At 69.1% G+C, this 12,981-nt stretch carries 11 protein-coding genes; 4 read left to right on the top strand and 7 right to left on the bottom strand.

The annotated features are described in order from the left end of the window. Positions 1–63: 63 nt before the first annotated feature. Positions 64–1,068 (bottom strand): acrylyl-CoA reductase (NADPH), encoded by a 1,005-nt coding sequence (gene acuI, locus JI742_RS08375; RefSeq protein ID WP_201825506.1) that lies wholly within the window; start codon positions 1,066–1,068, stop codon positions 64–66. Between the two features lie 141 nt (positions 1,069–1,209). Here acuI and JI742_RS08370 point away from each other — a divergent pair, with 141 nt between their 5' ends. After that, complete coding sequence (locus JI742_RS08370) at positions 1,210–1,920, top strand: C40 family peptidase (protein ID WP_236676837.1); 711 nt, start codon at positions 1,210–1,212, stop codon at positions 1,918–1,920. 22 nt (positions 1,921–1,942) lie between these two features. On the opposite strand, the gene JI742_RS08365 is transcribed toward JI742_RS08370, so the two are convergent. Next, positions 1,943–3,451, bottom strand: coding sequence for a PAS domain-containing protein (locus tag JI742_RS08365; RefSeq protein ID WP_201825504.1), 1,509 nt, complete (start codon positions 3,449–3,451; stop codon positions 1,943–1,945). Then, positions 3,448–4,350, bottom strand: a complete 903-nt coding sequence (locus tag JI742_RS08360) for an ABC transporter substrate-binding protein (RefSeq protein WP_236676836.1) — start codon at positions 4,348–4,350, stop codon at positions 3,448–3,450. Before JI742_RS08360 ends, JI742_RS08365 begins: the two co-directional genes overlap by 4 nt. An 86-nt stretch (positions 4,351–4,436) precedes the next feature. On the opposite strand from JI742_RS08360, the gene JI742_RS08355 reads away from it, so the two are divergent. Then, positions 4,437–5,015, top strand: a complete 579-nt coding sequence (locus JI742_RS08355; protein ID WP_201825502.1) for a TRAP transporter small permease subunit — start codon at positions 4,437–4,439, stop codon at positions 5,013–5,015. Beyond that, positions 5,012–6,856, top strand: a complete 1,845-nt coding sequence (locus tag JI742_RS08350; RefSeq protein ID WP_201825500.1) for a TRAP transporter large permease — start codon at positions 5,012–5,014, stop codon at positions 6,854–6,856. Before JI742_RS08355 ends, JI742_RS08350 begins: the two co-directional genes overlap by 4 nt. Positions 6,857–6,935: 79 nt before the next feature. Here the strand turns inward: JI742_RS08350 and JI742_RS08345 are convergent, their stop codons facing one another. Continuing rightward, a complete protein-coding gene (locus JI742_RS08345; protein ID WP_201825498.1) occupies positions 6,936–8,018 on the bottom strand; it encodes a TRAP transporter substrate-binding protein in 1,083 nt (360 codons plus the stop codon). A 34-nt stretch (positions 8,019–8,052) separates the two neighbouring features. Then, positions 8,053–9,480, bottom strand: coding sequence for a metalloprotease PmbA (pmbA, locus tag JI742_RS08340; protein ID WP_201825496.1), 1,428 nt, complete (start codon positions 9,478–9,480; stop codon positions 8,053–8,055). Between the two features lie 127 nt (positions 9,481–9,607). Between pmbA and yjgA the strand changes: the two genes are divergently transcribed. After that, positions 9,608–10,474 carry a ribosome biogenesis factor YjgA gene (gene yjgA, locus JI742_RS08335; protein WP_350309646.1) on the top strand — a complete coding sequence of 289 codons (867 nt, stop codon included), beginning with the start codon at positions 9,608–9,610 and terminating at the stop codon, positions 10,472–10,474. Between the two features lie 133 nt (positions 10,475–10,607). Here yjgA and JI742_RS14180 read toward each other — a convergent pair whose 3' ends face one another. Both JI742_RS14180 and JI742_RS08330 read right to left on the bottom strand, forming a co-directional pair. Next, on the bottom strand, positions 10,608–11,069 hold the full coding sequence (locus JI742_RS14180) for a hypothetical protein (protein WP_491047174.1): 462 nt from the start codon (positions 11,067–11,069) through the stop codon (positions 10,608–10,610). Positions 11,070–11,173: 104 nt separating this feature from the next. After that, a complete protein-coding gene (locus JI742_RS08330; RefSeq protein WP_201825494.1) occupies positions 11,174–12,859 on the bottom strand; it encodes an AIPR family protein in 1,686 nt (561 codons plus the stop codon). Positions 12,860–12,981: the final 122 nt, after the last annotated feature.

The following is a 12,981-nucleotide window of genomic DNA, read 5'->3' as shown; positions in this document are numbered from 1 at the left end:
CGGGTCGAGTCTGTCAGTCCTGGCCGGCTCGCGCGCCCGGGCTCGCCCGGATCCGGCCTTGCCTCAGCCGCCGATGCGCACCACCAACCGGCCCCGCACCTGGCCCGCCAGCAGGCGGGCCGCGGCGGCGGGCGCCTCGGCCAGGGGAATTTCCTGCGTGATCGCGGCCAGCTTGGCGCGGTCCAGCTCGGTCGCCAGGCGCGCCCAGGCGGCCTCGCGCACGGCGCGCGGCTGGGTCACGCTGTTGATGCCGAGCAGGCTGACGCCGCGCAGGATGAAGGGCATCACCGTGGCCGGCAGGTCGGCGCCCTGGGCCAGGCCGCAGGCAGCCACCGCGCCTTCGCTGCGGGTCTGCGCCAGGGCATTGACCAGGGTGTGGCTGCCGACGGAATCGACCACGCCGGCCCAGCGCTCGCGCTGCAAGGGCTTGCCGGGCGCGCTCAGCACCGCCCGGTCGATCACCTCGGCCGCGCCCAGGCCGCGGAGGAAGTCGCCCTCCTCCGCCTTGCCGGTGGCCGCCACCACGCGGTGGCCCCGGCTGGCCAGCAGCGCGACGGCGACCGAGCCGACCCCGCCGGTCGCCCCGGTGACCAGCACCTCGCCATCGCCCGGCTTCAGGCCGTGGCGCTCCAGGGCCATCAGGCAGAGCATGGCGGTGTAGCCGGCGGTGCCGATGGCCATGGCCTCGGCGCTGCCCAGGGCCGCCGGGCGGCGGATCAGCCAGTCGCCGGACAGCCGCGCCCGCTCGGCCAGGCAGCCGTGGTGGCCCTCGCCGACGCCCCAGCCGTTGAGCAGCACCTCGTCGCCGGGCTGCCAATCGGGATGGCGGCTGCTCAGCACGGTGCCGGCGCCGTCGATGCCGGCAATCAGCGGCCACTGCCGCACGATGGGCGCGCCGCGGCAGATGGCCAGGCCATCCTTGTAGTTGAGCGTGGAATGGTGGACGGCCAGGGTGACCTGGCCCTCGGCCTCGGGCGGCAGCAGGCTGTCGTCCACCGCGCGCACGCTGGCCTGGACGCCAGGGCGACCGTCAACCTCGGCGGCTTCGAGCAAGAGGGCTTGGAACATCGGGATCTCCTCGGGATTCGTCGTCCGGGCCGGGCACCGGCGCCAGGCCGGGTCATCGCCCCGGCGGCCGGCATGGTCGTCGATTTCCGGCCGTCCCGCTCGGCTTGACCGACCCCGGGGGGCTCGCTACCCTGCCGCCCCATGCCGAAACCCGCCGCAAGTGCCCGCCCCGCCCAGCCTCGCCGGCCGGGCCTGCGCTGGGCCGGCGGCCTGCTGGCCGGCCTGCTGATGTTCACGGCTGCGCAAGGCGCGCCCCGCCCCACGGGCCCGGTCCCGGCCCCCGCTGCGGCGCCGGCGGCCTCGGCCCCGGCCCTGCAGGACGATCCCCTGCTGCACCTGCTGCACGAACGCGGCGTGCTCCACCGCCAGGGCCCGGCCGGTCCGCGCGCCGGCCCCTGGGTGCCGGACGGGGTGTCGGACTGGGCCTCCGAGCTGGTGATCTCGGCGATGAACTTCCTCGGGGTGCGCTACCGCCGCGGCGGCGAGTCCGCGCACACCGGCTTCGATTGCAGCGGCTTCACCCGCCATGTCTTCGAGTCCACCCTCGGCCTCGTGCTGCCGCGGCGCTCGGCCGACCAGGCGCGGGCGCCCGGCTGGCTCAAGGTCGACCGGCACGAGCTCAAGCCCGGCGACCTGGTCTTCTTCAACACCCTGCGCAGCACCTTCTCGCATGTCGGCATCTATGTCGGCGACGACAAGTTCATCCATGCGCCGCGCACCGGGCTCAAGGTGAAGATCGAGGACATGCGCAACGCCTACTGGGTCAAGCGCTACAACGGCGCCCGCCGCGCCCCGGTGGATGCCGCCGCGGCCCTGGCCGCCCTGCGCGGCGAAGCGCCGGCCGAGCGCTGAGGGCCGGGCCCGCACGGCCCCTTCAGTCGAAGGCAGAAGCGCCCTCCTCGCGCAGCCGCCGCATGACGGCATGCTGGGCGCGCAGGGCATCGCGGGCCTGCTCCCGCTCGCTCACGTCGATGGCAAAGCCGGTGTAGGCCAGCGCCGCCTTGCCCTGGGGGCCGTGCAGCGGCGCCACGACGATTTCGAGCGGCCGCTCGCCGCCACCGCGCTGCTGCAGCCGGGCCATCAGCTTGGCCCCGGGCGCGGGCAGGGCCCCGGGGGCGAACAGGGCATCGATGCGGCTGCGGTCGGCCGGCACGAACAGCTCGCCCAGGCGCCGGCCGATGGCGTAGTCGTGCGGGTGACCGCTGAAGGGCTCCCAGCGGCCGTTGACGAAATCGATCCGGCCCTCGGCATCGGTGCGAAACATCAGCTCCTGCACGTTGTCGACCAGGGTGCTGAGCATCCGCTCGCGGTCGCGCAGGGCCAGCATGGACTGGGCGAGCACCTTGCGCGCCTCGGCCTGCTCGCTCAGGCTGCGGATGGCCAGGCTGCCGAGCATCAGTAGCACCGACACGCCCAGCAGCCCCAAGGCGGCGATCAGGCGGGTCTGGTCCTGCCAGCCGGCAAGGGCCTCGCTGACCCGGCGCTCGACCAGCACCACCAGCGGATAGGCCCGCAGCACGCGCCAGGCCACCACGTATTCGCCGGGGTCGATGCCCGCGCCGATCAGGCTGCCGTGTTCAAGCTGCGGCAGGTGCTCGGCCCAGATCGGCACCAGGCGCAGGTCGGTGCCCGGCTGGGCATCCACCTCGGCACCGGCCACCAGCAGGCGGCCGTCGTAGCTGGCCAGCGAGGCGCTGTGGCCGCTGGGCATGGCCGTCATGCCGTAGTGGTTGGCGAAGGCATCGGGATTGAGGGCCGCGACCAGGTAGCCGCCGCTGAACTCGCCCAGCTCAATCTTGCGCACCATGGGGATCAGGTCGACCGGCTGCGCCACCGGGACGGCATCGGGTTGCAGGTCGTCCAGGTCGCGGGCGCGCTGCAGCGGCCCCAGGCGCGGAATCGGCCGGCCCGGCCGCAGGCCCAGCCGGGCCAGGTCGATGCGCAGGCCCAGGTTTTCCCCCCGGGTGCTGGCCAGCACCTGCCCCTCGGGGCCCACCAGCGACAGGCTGCGCAGCGCCGCCACCCCTTGCAGGGTCGAGTCCAGCAGGGCGGCGTTGATCAAGGCCCGGGCCGCCAGGCCACCCGGCGGCCCGCCCGGTCGCTCGACGGCGCCGGCCAGGGTCGCCAGGGTCAGGTCGATGGTTTCCAGGCTGCGCACGGTGTGGTCCGCCAGCACGCGGGCGATCAGCTCGGCCTGCCGGCGCTCGTCGTCGAAGAGCTGGGCGCGCAGATGCGCCGCCACCGAGGCGGCCAGCCCCAGCACCAGCACGATCAGCAGGCCGAAGGCGATGCGCGCCGAGGCCGGCGTCAGCCAGCCGTGTGGCTGCAGCAGCCGCTCGGCGGCGGCCGTGGGCGGGAGCGGGTCGTCGGCCAACTGCCTCATGGCTTGACGACGATGGGCTCCAGGCCGTGACGGCGCGCCAGGCTGGCCAGGCTGCCATCGCTGCGGATGCGGGCGACGAAGGCATCCACCTCGGCCAGCCAGGCCGGCTGGCCCGGCCGCAGCGCATAGGCATAGGGCAGCACGTGGAAGGGCTGGGGCGGCTCGATCAGCCGCGCCCAGTCGGCGTTGTCCAGCAGGCGGCGGCTGTAGGGGTAGTCGGTCATGAAGACATCGATGCGGCCGGCCTCCAGCTCGCGTTCGCGGCTCAGCGGCGGCCGGATCACCCGCAGCCGGGCGCGCCGCAGCGATTCCGCCATCACCGGCTCCATGAAGGTGCCGGCCTGCACGGCCACCACCACGCCGGGCCGGTCGATGTCGGACCAGTCGCGCACCACGCGGCTGCTGCGCGTCGTCACGCCGTAGATGCCGCTGCGCAGATAGGGCTGCGAGAAGGCGAGGTGCTTGGCGCGCTGCGGCAGCACGCCGATGGCGAACATGGCGATGTCGCAACGCTCGCCCAGCACATCCTCGATCAGGCTGGCGAAGGAGGACTCGACATGCACCAGGTCCACGCCGAGCTGCTCGGCAAAGCGCCGCGACAGGTCGATGTCCAGCCCGACGAGCTGCTGGTTGCGCGGGTTGCGCCAGGTGATGCCGTAATACGCCGGCCAGATGCAGACCCGCAGCGGCTGGCCGGCCCGCAGCCGGGCGATCACCGGCTCGGCCGCGGCGGCGGGCTGGCGGGCTTCTTCGGCGGCAAAGCGTGGACCGGGCCGCTCGGCCGCCTGCGCCGCCCGTGTGCCTTGCATCGCCAGGGCCACCACGGCGGCCAGAAAGGCCAGCAGGCCGGGCAGGATGCGGATCGAGGCCGCAAGGCAGCGGACGAGGCGTCGAAGCATGGCGGCGATCATCCCACCATCGCGCGCCACACCCGGGGGCGGCCGGTCCGGCTTTCTAGAATGCGGCGGCTCCAAGGACCTGCCCGATGCCCTTCCTCCTGCGCCTGATCGCCCCGATCGACCGCCTCAGCCTGGCCCTGGCCGGCCTGCTGCGCTGGGGCGTGCTGCTGGCCGTGGTGCTCTCGGCGGCCAATGCCCTGCTGCGCAAGACCCTGGACCTGGGCAGCAATGCCCTGCTGGAGGGGCAGTGGTATCTGTTTGCCGCCGTCTTCCTGCTGGGCGCCGGGCCGGTGCTGCTGCGCAACGGCCATGTGCGCATCGATGTGCTCGCGCAGCGCTTCGGCCTGCGGGTGCAGGCGCTGATTGACGTGATCGGCCTGCTGCTTGTCGTGCTGCCGCTGTGCCTGCTGCTGATCGAGCTGTCCTGGCCGCTGTTCGCCGAGGCCTGGCGCTCCGGCGAGGCCAGCGCCAATGCCGGTGGCCTGCCGCGCTGGCCGGCCTGGGCCCTGCTGCCGCTGGGCTTCGGCCTGCTGGCCCTGCAGGCAGGGGCCGAGCTGCTGCGTCGCCTGGCCTTTCTGACCGGCGCCCTGCCCTCGCCCTATGCCGCCGTGGCCACGCCGCTGGCCGACACGGCGGCCCTGCCCGCCGGAGCTCCCCGGCCATGAGCGCGCTGCTGGTCGAGCACTTCGTCCCGCTGATGTTCGCGGGCCTCTTGCTGGTGCTGCTTTCGGGCCTGCCGGTGGCCTTCGGGCTGGCGGCCACCGGCCTGGGCTTCGGCCTGCTCGGCATCGGGCTGGAGCTGTTTCCGCCTGCGCTCTTCCAGGCCCTGCCGCTGCGGATCTTCGGGATCATGCAGAACGAGACCCTGCTGGCCATTCCCTTCTTCACGCTGATGGGCCTGGTGCTGGAGCGCTCGGGCCTGGCCGAGGACCTGCTCGACACCGTCGGCCAGGTCTTCGGCCCGCTGCGCGGCGGCCTGGCCGTGGCGGTGGTGCTGGTGGGTGCGCTGCTGGCCGCCACCACCGGCGTGATGGCCGCGGCGGTGATCTCGATGGGCCTGATCTCCCTGCCGATCATGCTGCGCCACGGCTACCACCGGCCGCTGGCGGCGGGCGTCATCGCGGCGTCGGGCACCCTGGCCCAGGCCATCCCGCCCTCGCTGGTGCTCATCGTGCTGGCCGACCAGCTCGGTCGCTCGGTCGGCCAGCTCTATGCCGGCGCGCTGGGGCCGGGCCTGCTGCTGGTCGCGTTCTATCTGGTCTTCATCGCCGTCATGGCCTGGCTGAAGCCGCAGTGCCTGCCGGCCCTGCCGCTCGAGGCGCGCGTGCACCGCGAAGCCAGCGGCCGCAGCGGCCACCGATCGCTCGGCCTGCTGCTGGCCCTGTGCGCGGCGGCCGGCTGGGCCTGGGCGCAGGTGCATGAAGCCTGGGTGAACGCCTGGCTGGCGCGCAGCACGCCCGCCCCGGGCGACGAGGTGCTGATCAGTGCCCTGGCCGTGGCCGCCGCCCTGGCCTTCGTGCTGGCCACGCTGAACCGCGCGCTGGGCCTGGGCGCGCTGTCGAAGCTGGCCGAGCAGGTCACCTTCGTGCTGATCCCGCCGCTGCTGCTGATCTTCCTGGTGCTGGGCACCATCTTCCTCGGCCTGGCCACGCCGACCGAGGGCGGCGCGCTCGGCGCCCTGGGCGCGCTGCTGATGGCCGCCGCGCGGCGCCGGCTCAGCCGAACCAGCCTGCGCGAGGCGCTGGACCGCACCGCCAGCCTGTCCTGCTTCGTGCTGTTCATCCTGATCGGCTCGACTGTCTTCAGCTTCACCTTCAATGCGGCGGACGGGCATGTCTGGGTCGAGCGCCTCTTCGCCAGCCTGCCCGGCGGCGCCTGGGGCTTCCTGCTGGTGGTGAACCTGCTGGTCTTCGGCCTGGGCATGTTCATCGACTTCTTCGAGATCGCCTTCATCGTCGTGCCCCTGCTGCTGCCGACGGCCGAGAAGCTGCTGCCCGCCCTGCTGCCGGGCCTGCCGCCCGAGGCGGTGATGGTCTGGTTCGGCGTGATGCTGGCGATGAACCTGCAGACCTCCTTCCTCACCCCACCCTTCGGCTTCGCGCTCTTCTACCTGCGCAGCGTGGCCCCCGCCGGCCCCTGGCGCGACGCCGCCAGCGGCCGCACCCTGGCGGGCCTGAGCACGGCGCAGATCTACCGCGGCACCCTGCCCTTCATCGGCCTGCAACTGGCGGTGGTGGCAGCGCTGGTGGTGTGGCCGGGCCTGGTCACGCGGGCGCTGGAGGACGATGTGGCGGCAAGCTCCTCCGCCCTCCCGGCCGAGGGCCCGCGCGCCGAGCCGCTGCGGCTGCGCCCCGGGGCCAGCGTCTTCGACCTCAGCCCCGATCCGGACCGGCCCTTCGAGCCGCTGCCCGTCCCGCCCGAGGCCCTGGACGCCGAACTGGCCGCTCGCGAGGCCGAGGCCCTGCGCGACCTGCAGCAACCCGCGCCCTCCGCCGCGCCGCGCTGAGCGGCCGGCACGGGGGCCGCGCCCGCGGCCCGTTGCCGCCCCCGCCGCAGCGCATCTGCGCCCGGCCGCCGCCCCAGCCTCAGAGCCGCAAGCCCTGCATGTAGCTGTCGTAACGCGCCTCGGTGAAGCGGAACCACAGGTTCTGCTCGCGCCGGAAGGCCGCGTAATCGGCATAGACGGTGCGCCAGTTCGGGTTGCGCTGGCCGATCTCGTCGTAGAGCGCCATCGCATGCTGGTAGGCCGCATCCAGCACCGCGCGCGGGAAGGCCACCGGCCGGGCCTTCTGCCGCACCAGCTCGCGGAAGGCGGCCGGGTTGCGCGCGTCGTAGGCCGCCTGCATGTTGACGTGGGCCTGCATCGCCGCCGTCTCCACCATGGCCTGGTAGTCGGCCGGCAGCTTGGCCCAGGCCTCGGTGTTGATGAAGAAGTCGAGCTGCGGCCCGCCCTCCCACCAGCCCGGGTAGTGGTAGATCGGCGCCACCTTGTGCAGGCCCAGCTTCAGGTCGTCGTAGGGGCCGACCCACTCGGCCGCATCCAGCGTGCCCTTCTCCAGCGCCTGGTAGACCTGGCCGCCCGGCAGGTTCTGCGGCACCACGCCCATGCGCTCGACCACCCGGCCCGCGAAGCCGCCGATGCGGAACTTCAGGCCCTTCATGTCGGCCAGGCCCTTGATCTCGCGCCGGTACCAGCCGCCCATCTGCACCCCGGTGTTGCCGCCGGGGAAGTTGATGACCTTGTACTGCGCGTAGAAGGCGCGCATCAGCTTCAGGCCCTGGCCGTCGATCATCCAGGCGCTCATCTGGCGCGAGTTCAGGCCGAAGGGGATGGTGCAGCCGATGGCGAAGGTCTCGTCCTTGCCGAAGTAGTAGTAGGGCGCGGTGTGGCCGATCTCGACCGTGCCGCCCTGCACCCCGTCCAGCACGGCCAGCGGCGGCATCAACTCGCCGCCCGGATGCACGCTGATCTGGAATCGCCCGCCCGACATGGCCGCCACCCGGCGCGAGAAGACCTCGGCCGCGCCATAGATGGTGTCGAGCGACTTCGGGAAGCTCGACGCCAGGCGCCAGCGCAGCGCCGGCTGCGCGCCAACGACCGCCGGCGCGGTGCCGGCAGCCAGCACACCCGCCAGGCCGGCGTGGCGGACGAAGGAACGACGTTGCATCGCGCAGGCTCCGGGGCACAAACGGGGGGCGGGCTCAGGAGCCCGCGATCTTCATGCGATCGACCAGCACCGAGCCCAGGGTCTTGCCGCCGAAGGTGTAGGCATCGGCCCCGACCGCGACGATGCCCTTGAGCATCTTGGGCAGCGAGCCGGCGATCGTCACCTCGCTGACCGGGTGGACGATCTTGCCGCCCTCCACCCAGTAGCCGGCCGCGCCGCGCGAATAGTCGCCGGTCACATAGTTCACGCCCTGGCCCATCAGCTCGGTGACGAACAGGCCGCGGTCCAGCTTGCGCAGCATCTCGTCCAGGTCGTCGCCCGGCTGGGTGCGGCGGCTGCGCAGCGTCAGGTTGTGCGAGCCGCCGGCATGGCCGGTCGTCTTCATGCCCAGCTTGCGCGCCGAGTAGGTCGACAGGAAATAGCCCTGCACCACCCCGCCCTGCACCACGCGGCGGGCGCGGGTGGCCACGCCCTCGTCGTCGAAGGGCGAACTGGCCTTGCCGCGCAGCAGATGCGGGTCCTCGTCAATGTCGATGTGCTTGGCGAACACCGGCTTGCCCAGGCTCTCGGTCAGGAAGCTGGCCTTGCGGTACAGCGCGCTGCCGCTGGTGGCCTGTACATAGGCGCCCAGCAGGCCCACCGCCACCGCCGATTCGAAGAGCACCGGCGCCTCGCAGGTCGGCACCTTGCGGCCGTGCAGCCGGGCCAGCGCCCGTTCGGCGGCGTAGCGGCCCACGGCCTCGGGCGCGGCCAGCGCGTCCGGGTGGCGCTCGGAGCTGTACCAGTAGTCCCGCTCCATCTCGCGGCCGAGCTGCGCGATGGGCGCCACCGACAGCGAATGCCGCGAGCTGGGGTAGCCGCCGCGGAAGCCGCGCGAATTGCCCGCCCAGAAATGCGCCTGCTGCACCGAGACCGAGGCGCCCTCGGAATTGCGGATGCGCCGGTCCACCGCAAAGGCCGCCGCCTCGCAGCGCTGGGCGATCTCCACCGCACCCTCGGCATCCAGCGCCCAGGGGTGGTAGAGGTCCAGGTCGCGCGACACCTCCTCGGCGCTCGCCATGTCCTCGGCCTCGGGCAGACCCGCGGCCGGGTCCTCGGCGGTGAAGCGGGCGATGTCGTAAGCCGCGCGCACCGTCTGCGCGATGGCCGCGGCGGAAAAGTCCGAGGTGCTGGCATGCCCGCGGCGCTGGCCCAGGTAGACGCTGACGCCCAGCGACTTGTCGCGGTTGCGCTCCACCGTCTCCACCTCGCCCTTGCGCACCTGCACCGTCAGGCCGGCGCCCTCGCTCACCTCGGCGGCGGCATCGCTGGCGCCCAGCTTACGGGCCTCGGCCAGGGTCTGCTCGACCAGGTCCTGGAACTGCGAAGGCGGATAGGCAAAACCGGTGGCGGCCAGGGCCGCGGCGCGGCGGGAAGCGGCCTCGACGGCGGCAAGGGTCGGGAAGATCGGAGCGTGGGGCATGGGCGAATGGGCCATCAGTCGCCCGCAGGACGCGCCGGCCGGAAGGCCGCGCCGGGCCTGCAGGCCGTCAAACCTATGATACGGGCCCCTTGTGCCGCGTCCGGCACGGGTGCCAACACCCCCTGCCGTGCCCGCCCGCTCCCCCAAAGTCAAGACCTACCGCGTCCTGCCCGCCCCCAGCGGACAAGGCCCGGCCACCAAGCCGCCCGCCACCCTGCCCGTGCAGGAAGGCCGCCGCCGGCGCCCGGCCGGCAGCGGCGCCCCCCTGCCCTTCCGCGGCCCGCCCGAAAGCTGGACCGCGCTCGAAGACGAGCACGACCCCGAAGACCTCGCCGAAAGCATCTACGTCGGCGGCCCCGCCCCCGACGAAGACGAAGGCCCCGTCGAGCCCGAAGGCAGCGGCCGCCCCAGCCGAACCCGCCGCAAGACCGACGCCCTGGCCGCCCAGCGCCTGGGCGAAGCCCTGCTCGAACTGCCGCTGGTGCGCCTGAAAGCCCTGGACCTGCCCGAACGCGCCTTCGACGCCATCGTCATGGCGCAGAAGACCAAAAGCTTCGAAGGCCGACGCCGCCAGCTTCAGTACGTCGGCAAGATCATGCGCGGGCTGGACCTCGACCCCCTCGAAGAAGCCGTGGCCGCCCACCAACTGGGCCGCGCCCGCGAAACCCTGGCCCTGCACCGCGCCGAACGCTGGCGCACCGAACTGCTGGCCAGCGACGAAGCCTTCGACCGCTGGTCCGCCGAACACCCCGCCAGCGACCTGCACCGCCTGCGCGCCCTCATCCGCAAAGCCCGCCAGGAAGCCGAAGACCGCCCCGACACCACCCGCGCCGGCACCGCACCCCGCCAGGGCCGCAGCTACCGCGAGCTTTTCAACTGGCTGAGGGATCGGCTAGCTTCGGCGGTGAATGCCGCGGCGGCGGGGAGGCCGGCGGGGGCGGCGGTGAGACCGCAGGAGGCGGAGGACAAGGGGCGGGACGAGCCGGCGGATTGAGGGAGAGCCTCAAGGCTCAAGTCAATTTGAGTCACGTCTTCAGGGCGCTGACAGACTGCTTCGCCCTAAGTCAACGCCGATAGAACTGAAAAGAGAACTATCTTTTCTCCAACTTTGCCGAAAACTAAGCGGGTTAATACCCGCGCGCCTCAACCAGTCCCCAGGAGTAGTTAGCCCCCTGGTCCCCGACTACAATATTTAAACTGAAATTCGCAGTACTCTGAGGCGCGATAAGCACATCCGCAACATACGTCCTCGAAACCTCCTTTCCGCCCACCTTGGTTGTGACATTGACAGAAACTTGCGAGACGGTAATGTGAGCGTTACCGTTGTGGAGGTTCCCGATGAAGTAGGTTGTGTGGCTGTAGCCAGCGCGCCCTGTCACTTGCTCCAACTCATGAGCCGAAAGGCTTCTTGTTCTTTTTTGAGCCACTGGCTTATCTGGGAACTTTTCCCTGCATGACCGCGCAATCAGACGCGCAGCGACATCACTTGTAACGCCCTTCATTGAGTCAAGAATGCATTCGTCGTAGTTTCTTGGGCCAAAAAGTCCAGCCGCCGCCGTCGCGGGCACAATAGCCAAAACAATAGCCATCCTTGAGCAAGATTTTAATAGATTCACTTCAAGCCCCTTAATTTTCTGAACCAGTCGCCGCCCTATCGAATAATTGGCGCCTACAAGGCTTGGCCCGAGTTAACTCAAGCAGTTCCCAACATATACACATGGCGACTCATTGACGGGTTCTTAAATAGTACCGCAAGGAAATTGGTCGGATAGTGGCTTTGAATTGCTTCAACCATCTTGGAGTAGATCTCGCCAGTGGTGGCAGGAATGTCCATCGACGCAAGATGCGCCGGGAACGAAGATATAGGCTGTTCCAGTACATCTCGTTGAATCTTAGCAAAGACCCCGGCAGCAAGAATACGGTTCCCGTGCACAAGTAAACCCCACCCAGTGCCACTCTTCTTAGGCATCTGCCGCTTCTTCTTCTCAATCCATTGGTCGATTTCGCGCTGCACGACTGTCGCGTTAAAGGCGCGGGCGCCGCTAACTGTGGGATTGAAGAGCGCCTTATAAGGGGGCCTTTTAAGGTCCGAATAGATACGGCTCAAACCAGTTTTCACCTGCACTGCTAGGGCCGGATCACCAGATGCGCATGCGAGCGCTGTCGTTACCTCAATCAGTTCACAACTCGTCGGAGTAGTTGACCCCTCGTCGCTTCGAACAAACTGATAGTCAATTCCCTCAATGCTCATCTCAGTCCGAAGGCGGCTTTGCTCCGAGTCCTGTGCGACAAAATCTCTAGGCTCGATTCGATTCTGGAGATTGTTTGTACGCGTGACTTCCTGGCCTAGTTCTGGCGGAGATCCGGACAAGATGATTACGCGGAAGGTCACCCGAACTTGGCCAAGTTTCGAGTCATCAAGCACTTTACTGAGTGAGCTGATGGTTTGCGCACCATTGACAATCGATGCACCTTTGAAAGAGAACAGAGCGGCGGAACGAGACGCAGCGCCAGCGGGGGCCTTAGGGGCCTGCTCCGCGATCATCGTGATTCCATTGTTGAAGTACCAGAACCTTTCCGGTGAAGTGCTGGCGGTCTGACGAATTTGGAGGTTTACCTCTGTTGCACCGAGCGAGTGTCGAATGTTCTTAGCGACAAGTCTCTTCCCGTATGCGATCCACCATTGCTTTAGAGTTAGTCCATCAATCACACCAAAGTACGCTTGGTATGGCGCCGCGACAAAGGACCAATCAAGTACCGTTCCCTCAACCGTCACCGCGCCGGCTTGTGCGTCATTCGCCAAGCTTTGATAAACCTCCGCGAGCCCCAATACGACGGCCTCAGCCATGGGTTCAGGATCATTGCCATTCAAATCTTCGAGAATCTTATCTAGGCGGGAAGCACCGTGGCAAGCTAGCTTACTGGCACCTGTTGTAATAAGGACGAGCTTGACTGATGTTCCGGGCGTGCTCAGGCGGACAAATATGTCCGATATTTTCGACGCCAAGCGCTTATGAAAGTCTGCTTGGTCTTGCTCGATTGCGTCTTTAACGCCCTTTGTAAATGATCCAATCTCTGCGGCTTCAGGTTCGCCGCTCCCTTTGTTTATCCACTTGGATTGAACGAGGATTACTTGTGAGTCTGAGGCATCAAAGAACGCCGCGTCAATGCCGTTGTCATCGGGCCCGTCCCAAACGGCTCCGCCCGCTTCTGCTTCGGAGCAGCCAGTCGATAGATAAATTGCATATGCCGCGAGGCACCGACTCAGCACTTTATTTTCACGCTCGGGATCCGACGACTTTATGTCTGATAGGTCAAGATGCGACTCAAAAAGCTGCAAGAGTCGCTGTTTGGCCTGCTTTACTTTCAGCTGCGTCATATTTCTGTCTACTGTTCAATGTCCCCGGAGAGTACACGTTCCGGTTGCCCAATGAAAGACCCACCCACACCGCGCTTTGTGCAGGGTCGATCCGCACTTTAGGCGACCCAAAGGCTTGACCC

This window comes from Piscinibacter lacus (genome assembly GCF_016735685.1).
In the GTDB taxonomy this organism is placed as follows: domain Bacteria; phylum Pseudomonadota; class Gammaproteobacteria; order Burkholderiales; family Burkholderiaceae_C; genus Aquariibacter; species Aquariibacter lacus.
The sequence above is the reverse complement of the archived record's forward strand: the minus strand, read 5'-3'. Positions and strand labels throughout refer to the sequence as shown.

What these genes read in the sequence shown, in the direction of transcription:
- acuI (WP_201825506.1), bottom strand. Translation starts at nt 1,068, where the DNA reads ATGTTCCAAGCCCTCTTGCTCGAAGCCGCCGAGGTTGACGGTCGCCCT.
- JI742_RS08370 (WP_236676837.1), top strand. Translation starts at nt 1,210, where the DNA reads ATGCCGAAACCCGCCGCAAGTGCCCGCCCCGCCCAGCCTCGCCGGCCG.
- JI742_RS08365 (WP_201825504.1), bottom strand. Translation starts at nt 3,451, where the DNA reads ATGAGGCAGTTGGCCGACGACCCGCTCCCGCCCACGGCCGCCGCCGAG.
- JI742_RS08360 (WP_236676836.1), bottom strand. Translation starts at nt 4,350, where the DNA reads ATGCTTCGACGCCTCGTCCGCTGCCTTGCGGCCTCGATCCGCATCCTG.
- JI742_RS08355 (WP_201825502.1), top strand. Translation starts at nt 4,437, where the DNA reads ATGCCCTTCCTCCTGCGCCTGATCGCCCCGATCGACCGCCTCAGCCTG.
- JI742_RS08350 (WP_201825500.1), top strand. Translation starts at nt 5,012, where the DNA reads ATGAGCGCGCTGCTGGTCGAGCACTTCGTCCCGCTGATGTTCGCGGGC.
- JI742_RS08345 (WP_201825498.1), bottom strand. Translation starts at nt 8,018, where the DNA reads ATGCAACGTCGTTCCTTCGTCCGCCACGCCGGCCTGGCGGGTGTGCTG.
- pmbA (WP_201825496.1), bottom strand. Translation starts at nt 9,480, where the DNA reads ATGCCCCACGCTCCGATCTTCCCGACCCTTGCCGCCGTCGAGGCCGCT.
- JI742_RS14180 (WP_491047174.1), bottom strand. Translation starts at nt 11,069, where the DNA reads ATGGCTATTGTTTTGGCTATTGTGCCCGCGACGGCGGCGGCTGGACTT.
- JI742_RS08330 (WP_201825494.1), bottom strand. Translation starts at nt 12,859, where the DNA reads ATGACGCAGCTGAAAGTAAAGCAGGCCAAACAGCGACTCTTGCAGCTT.